A 6,729-nucleotide genomic window follows, 5' to 3' on the forward strand; every position below is an offset into this window, starting at 1 on the left:
GCGCTCCCTGCTCCGGCGCTCCCCAACACCCCGGATGATAAGCAAGTTTTCTTAACAATTGTAAGAATTTTTAATATTTCTTTTCTAGTTGGCACTTACTCCCTTATCATTAGGAGGAAAGTTTTTTAAGCATTTCTAAGGATACGGAGGTTTACCCTTGGCCATTCCTCTTTTAAATTACGCCCCCAAGTCCCAAAACGTGCGGGTAGCTGGTTATGATGTCGGTGGAGACGAAAAACCGAGAGTTTACACGACGGAAAATGTCCTCTCCCCTAGCGACCTGGACGATTTAATCGAAGCCGCTTACCGTCAGATTTTCTTCCATGCCTTTAAATGGGATCGGGAACCCTTCCTCGAATCCCAATTACGCAATGGACAATTATCGGTGCGGGATTTCATTCGTGGTTTACTGTTATCGAAAACCTTCTATAACAGCTTCTACGAGAAAAACAGCAACTATCGCTTTGTCGAACAGGTAGTACAAAGAGTTCTCGGTCGCGATGTCTATAGCGAAAGAGAAAAAATTGCTTGGTCGATTGTCGTTGCCACCAAAGGTATTCAAGGTTTTGTCGATCAACTTCTCAACAGTGACGAGTATCTGCAAAGCTTTGGTTATGATACCGTTCCCTACCAACGTCGTCGCACCCTGGCCAGCCGCGACATCGGTGAACGTCCATTCAACATCACCTCGCCTCGCTATGATGGCTACTATCGTGGTATTTTGGGCTTCCCCCAAATCGTTTGGCAGAATGCTGTCCGTCGCTATGTTCCCCAAGAGCAAAAACCCAAAGCCGGCGATCCTTCCAGCTTCTTGGCTATGGCCCGGGGTCTCGGTAGCGCCAAAGGCAATCCTGTACCAAGAGTCTCCGCTATGAATATTAACATCGAGGCTTCTGTACCCCGTCGTTAATTTTTAGCTCAACTTGCCGGGGAGAGTCCCTAATTGGCAGAATGACCCCCGAACCATAATCAGGTTAGGTTATTCTGTGAATTGGTGGCTCTCCCTATGGGGTGGCTCCTGAAATAATCCCCCCACCGAGGACAATCTCCCCTTCATAAATCACGGCTGCTTGGCCCGGGGTGATGCTAAATTGTGGTTCATCGAAAACCAGCTTCACTTGCTCATTTTCTAGGGGAATAACATTGACGGGAACGGCCGGAGAACGATAACGTACCTGTACTTGCGCGCGGATAGGGGTGGTGGGTTCGGCAATAGAAACCCAGTTCATCCGTCCGACAAGACAAGCGGCACTAACGGCACTTTCGCGATTACCGACGATAACCCGATTCATGACGGGATCCAGTTTTACCACATACAGGGGTTCGGCGGCGGCGATGCCGATGCCTTTGCGTTGTCCGATCGTATAATGATGGATACCGCTATGTTTACCCAAAACTTTGCCCTCGAGATCGACGATATCCCCCTCACTAACGGCGATATACTTATCCAAGAACGATCGCATAGTTCCGTGAGCTTCAATCAAGCATAAATCCTGACTATCGGGTTTATCTGCTGTTTTTAAACCGAATTCCTGGGCAATCCTGCGGGTTTCTGCCTTGGTTTGTTCGCCCAAGGGAAATAAAGTCCCACGCAGTACATCTTGAGTTAGATCATAGAGAAAATAGGATTGATCTTTATTTTTATCGACGGCGCGCAGCAGTTGATAACGGTTATTTTCAGGAGAAAAACGAATTCTAGCGTAGTGACCAGTGGCAATAGTGTCCGTTTGCAAGGTTTCCCTAGCATAATGCAGCATCGGGCTAAATTTTACCGCTTTATTGCACTGAGAACAGGGCAGCGGTGTAATTCCCGCTTCGTAACCGGAAACTAGATAATCAATAATTTCTTTTTGGAAAAGCTCGCGACTATCGACGATATGATGGGGAACCCCCAACTGCTCACAAATAAAGGCCGCATCTACCATACCCTCGGAGCAGCATTGACCTTTACCCTTCATTAACCACAGGGTCAAGCCAATAACATCATAACCTTGAGCGTGTAAGGCGGCAGCGGCAACAGAGCTATCTACTCCCCCTGATAGACCGACAACAACTTTTCCCATAAATCTTGTAATGATTTTTAACCAACATACTTTCTAGACTAGCATCTCCTCCTTTAAAATTTGGACATGGTGTACCCAAATCTCGTGTGAGGACAAACCAGCATTATGAGAACAAACCTACTGTTTTTCTCGGCCTTATTTTGGTTAAAAGTCGGGATAATCGCTCAAGCAACCGTGCTGCTAAAAGCAAACTTATCTTTTGCCCAGAATCTTTATCCCGGTCGTCGTTTGCCCCCACCGCCGGCGGTGAGACAACCAACTAAACGTTCAGACAGTCCCAGTGCTGTTAATTGTTCCCAATGTTCACCCTTAAATTTACCCCTCGTTAATTCTCCATCAGTTCGCCCCCCGGTGGCTGCCCCAGTTTCCGGTAATCAACCCCTGAGAGAATACGTTTTTCAAGCTCCCGCTACCGTGCGTCCCGCCGATGCTACGGTGATTAATAATCATCCTCGTCCAACTGTCAATCCACCGGCCCCCACACCTGAAAATCTCGCCAATAAACCCCCTTCTCCCCCACCACAGCAGCGGGTTATTGCTACTAATCAACTCTTTCGCGTTGAAGTTAGGAGTAATAGTGCGGAAGCGTTGGCAAAAATTAAAGAAATTGAACCCCTCGCATTTATCCGTGCGGGAGAAAATGTTATTCAAGCGGGGTTATTTCAGCAACAATACCAAGCTAAACAACGGTTACAAGAGTTAACTAGACAGGGTTTTAGCGCCCAGATTATTACCCTCAATAATTAGGGTTTGCGGCAAAAAGTCTGTTGGTGGGGTTAGGAGTCAGGAGTCAGTAGCCGGTCGTCAGTAGTCAGGAGAATTAAGAATGAACGATAGCTTCATGTCTATTTTTCCTATTTTTGAACTCTCAAAAGTTAATTAGGCAATAAGTCTCTAGGATTTCAGCTAATCTCGATCGAATCTCTTGCCTCTCGTCCATCCTAACCAAGAAGTTAATTTTATCCTATTAACTCACCGTTCGCTCATTTCTCGGCTCTTCTAGGTTCTGTGTGATAAGTTTTACTTACATAGGATCGATCAATCTTTGTGTCCTTTGTGTCTTTGTGGTTCGTTCCACCCCCTCGCTAGGATGAAGGTATCTTAGAATACATTTTACCCACCAAACCCAAGAGAGCCATTTCTCGAACCGAAAATTTGGTAAATTGTCTCAAATGCAGTCTAGCAAGCGCATTGATTGTTCTACTCGGATATTTTTTAGTACAAAAAGACCCTTTTGAGGTTAACGAATTGATTAGGGTTTGAGCGAACCCATTGGCGATCGCACTTTCGTCACTGTTCTACTTACCTTATTTGCTAAAAAGCATACAGTATAAAGGTAAAAGCAATTTTAAAACCCTTGCCTTAAAAAATTAAGCGAACAATGAGTCAGTAGTTCAACAAGCTCACTAACATGAACGCTCGGTCGAACGCTAATCTCACGGCCAAAGCCTGCTCGTGGTGTAAAATATTTGTAGGAACTAGACAAAGGAGTATTTGAAGCTAACACTTCAATTCAAGCAAATTTTGTAGAAATACAACTATCGTAGGGCATACGAAAAGTAACGCGCAAGCGTGAGAACCACATCTGGATTGGATAACGCAAGGCATCTAATTTAAGTGGACTCGTTGAACTAAGAATCCCTCGCTTTTAGTGACGGGAGTGTCAAAAGACCATACAAATGGTCGCTGACCCTGACGCACGATGGAGACATAAACCCCAACACCAAAGTTGGCAAAACTACCCGCGCAAAGGGGAAGTAAAATTGTTAGATAACCCGATGTGCAACTAAAAACTACAGAATCAAGGTTCCCGAGGATGCTTTATCTGTGCTGATTTCTGAGAGCCTTGTAAATCAAGACTAAAAATATAGTTGAACAGGGGATTAGACAGGGAAAAGAGCAGGGGCAATGGGCTAAAGTGGTTTAGCCTATCCTGTTCCCAAAAAACCGAAGAAAATATGGAGATTTTGGATGACGACGATTTACTTTGCTACAAACCGCAACCTGGTTACCTCAAATGATTTAGAGGCGGGTTTTGACTTCGGGAGTACCTTTAGTCAGGATGGACTGGCTAACTTGCGTTTTGGAAAAGCCGAGGTAACGGGTGAGAACTTTTCTCAGTATCAAATCCAAGTTGCCCCAGAAAATCTGCTGGGTGATCCGCCCGTTTTGGGCAGTCAGGCGATTGCCCTGCAAGTCCGCAAACAGATGATCGAGAATGCCAAAGATACGCTGATCTTCATTCACGGCTTCAACGTTTCATTTCGGAGCGCTCTAACGGCTGCGGCTCAACTGCACCAAGTGTTGACTGCCAGAGACCCTGGCGATACCGAGCCTCCCCTCAAATTGAATATATGTTTGTTTTCCTGGCCTTCAGACGGTGCGCTTCTGTTTTCCGATCCGAGAGCCGCCAATGCGATCGCTTACAAGAATGATCGCCTGGATGCTGCCGCTTCTGGGGCGGCATTTGCCCGCGGCTTCCTCAAAGTTGCCGATTTCATTAATCAGACTGAGGCGCGGTGCCAACAGAGACTTCATCTCACTGCCCACAGCATGGGCAATTATGTCTTGCGCCATGCTCTACAGGAATTGAAAAGGCAAGTCGGCAACCAACTGCCCAGACTGTTCGATCAGGTTCTGATGATGGCAGCCGATGAGGATGATGATGCTTTCGATCTCGACTACAAATTGTTGTCTCTGTCCCGGATCACCCGCCGGACAAGTGTCTATTTCAACCGCAACGACCTCGCTCTTTGGGCCAGTGATAAGCTTAAGGGTAATACCGCCCGTCTGGGGACAGATGGTCCAATCCAGCCGCGACAACTTCCTCGCAATGTCTATCCGATCGATTGTACCCGCGTGGTATCTAGTTTTACAGATCCTTCAGAGCATGGCTATTATCTGAATGTCCCCCGCGTTGTCAGGGATATGCGTCTAGTGCTACGCAATCAAATTCCCCCCGATGAAATTCCAGGTCGGAAATACGTCGCTGAAACTAATCGCTATCGACTCCTAGAATGAGTCAGGTTTAATTTACTGCTCTAAAATGCAAACGCCTATCACAAAGGTTTTAAAGTGATTGGGAGATTTGACTTTATCTTAGCGTCAGCAGAAGTCCCATACTCCGCAGTCTAAGTGTCACAACTCATTGTTCGCTTAATTTTTTAAGGGAAGGGTTTTAAAATTGCTGTTACCTTTATACTGTATGCTTTTTAGCGAATAAGGTAGGTAGAACAGTGTCGGGAGTGCGATCTCCAATTGGCTCGCTCAAACCCCAATCAATTCGTTAACCTCAAAATGGTCTTTTTGTACTAACAAATATCCGAGTAGAACAATCAATGCGTTTGCTAGACTGCATTTAAGACAATTTACCAAATTTTCGGTTCGAGAAATTAGCGAACGGTGAGTAATTACTTAGCACACAGAGTTAATTTTGTCAAGCAAAATTCTCACCGCATCGATGATCACATCCGGTTGATCCATCCAGACAAAATGACTACTTTTATCCGCTTGTATTTGCAGAAAATCTCCGGATAACTTGCCTAATTCCAGGTGCATCTCCTCCCGGAGTCGGTTGGCACTTTTGAGGGGAATAAAGCGAGTCCAAAGGGAGGGTTTAAAAAAAGAATTAGCTTTAATACTAACTATCGGTAAATTACCGAAATTGTTAGCCTCACTCACCTGACGAGCGCTTTGGTCGAGATTAAACATTTCTCTACTCATCGTCATCCAGTGTTTAGCGCGACAGAAAGAACGCTTAACTCGATGACAAGAATCTGGGGAAAAGCGACGTAATTCTGGTTTTAATAATTCAAAAACTCCCAGAACTCTCAGAACTCGGATAATGCCTAAAATTGAGCCAATAATCGACATCCAAAATCCGGAGATGAAAAATAATTTTAATGCCTTTAATGCTGGCGACATTTTCAGCATTCCTTTGTCGTGTAAACCATCAGTGAGTACCAAACCTACTACTTTTTCTGGGAACAGATGAGCATACAGTCGAACATTATAACTGCCAAAAGAATCACCAACTAAAATATAAGGTGGTTCTATTTTTGCTTGGGTGAGTAATTGATATAATTCCTGAACAATTTGGTAGCTAGTTCGCGGATATGGACTAGAATCGCTCCAACCATAACCCGCTCGATCATAAATACAAACCCTAGCTAATTGTGACAATTCTTCTAGCAAAAAATATCCCTCAATTCCTCCTAAACTATGGTCAATAATAATAGTGGGACTAGCCGTTCCCGCTAGACAAAAATGTAGGCGATATTTACCCAGATTAATCAAATGACCCGGCGGTGCTTTTTGTTCTTCTAACCAAACAGATAATGTCTGATAAACTGTCGTCGCTACTAGGAGAATTACCCGAATTGATAAAGACATAACTACACCTCTTGTAAAAATCAAAAATCTTCCTTTAGGTGAGGATTCAGGAGCCGGTCGTCAGGAGAATTAAGAATGAGCATTAATCAATTAAATGCTCTATTTAGGGTTTGCTGAATAACTGAACTTCCCCCGTATAAATATACTAGCTATGGCTCAAAGTCTTACAGAGCCTGAGTTAAAGCAATGTAATACTAATAAACTACTGGGTACAAACTCCTGAAATCCTTACGCAGACAGGGTTTGAGGCAAAATTTTTCAAATTTGACCCTTC

At 44.6% G+C, this 6,729-nt stretch carries 5 protein-coding genes; 3 read left to right on the forward strand and 2 right to left on the reverse strand.

Translation table 11 applies throughout. The features are described 5' to 3' along the window. Window positions 1-157 precede the first annotated feature (157 nt). Entirely contained in the window at window positions 158-910 is a 753-nt protein-coding gene (locus O9295_RS27170; protein ID WP_149978679.1) for a phycobilisome rod-core linker polypeptide, read from the forward strand. Window positions 911-1,004: 94 nt separating this feature from the next. Here O9295_RS27170 and mnmA read toward each other — a convergent pair whose 3' ends face one another. Further along, window positions 1,005-2,063 (reverse strand): tRNA 2-thiouridine(34) synthase MnmA, encoded by a 1,059-nt coding sequence (gene mnmA / locus O9295_RS27175; RefSeq protein ID WP_288036377.1) that lies wholly within the window; start codon window positions 2,061-2,063, stop codon window positions 1,005-1,007. Window positions 2,064-2,168: 105 nt separating this feature from the next. On the opposite strand from mnmA, the gene O9295_RS27180 reads away from it, so the two are divergent. Then, window positions 2,169-2,810, forward strand: coding sequence for a hypothetical protein (locus O9295_RS27180; RefSeq protein WP_287169959.1), 642 nt, complete (start codon window positions 2,169-2,171; stop codon window positions 2,808-2,810). Between the two features lie 1,224 nt (window positions 2,811-4,034). Next, complete coding sequence (locus O9295_RS27185) at window positions 4,035-5,084, forward strand: alpha/beta hydrolase (RefSeq protein ID WP_288036378.1); 1,050 nt, start codon at window positions 4,035-4,037, stop codon at window positions 5,082-5,084. A 393-nt stretch (window positions 5,085-5,477) separates the two neighbouring features. Here O9295_RS27185 and O9295_RS27190 read toward each other — a convergent pair whose 3' ends face one another. Further along, the gene (locus O9295_RS27190) at window positions 5,478-6,455 is read right to left on the reverse strand and encodes an alpha/beta fold hydrolase (protein WP_288036380.1); all 978 of its coding nucleotides are present in this window, start codon (window positions 6,453-6,455) and stop codon (window positions 5,478-5,480) included. Window positions 6,456-6,729 lie beyond the last annotated feature (274 nt).

The sequence above is a fragment of the Microcystis sp. LE18-22.4A genome (assembly GCF_027531105.1).
Classification (GTDB): Bacteria; Cyanobacteriota; Cyanobacteriia; order Cyanobacteriales; family Microcystaceae; genus Microcystis; species Microcystis aeruginosa.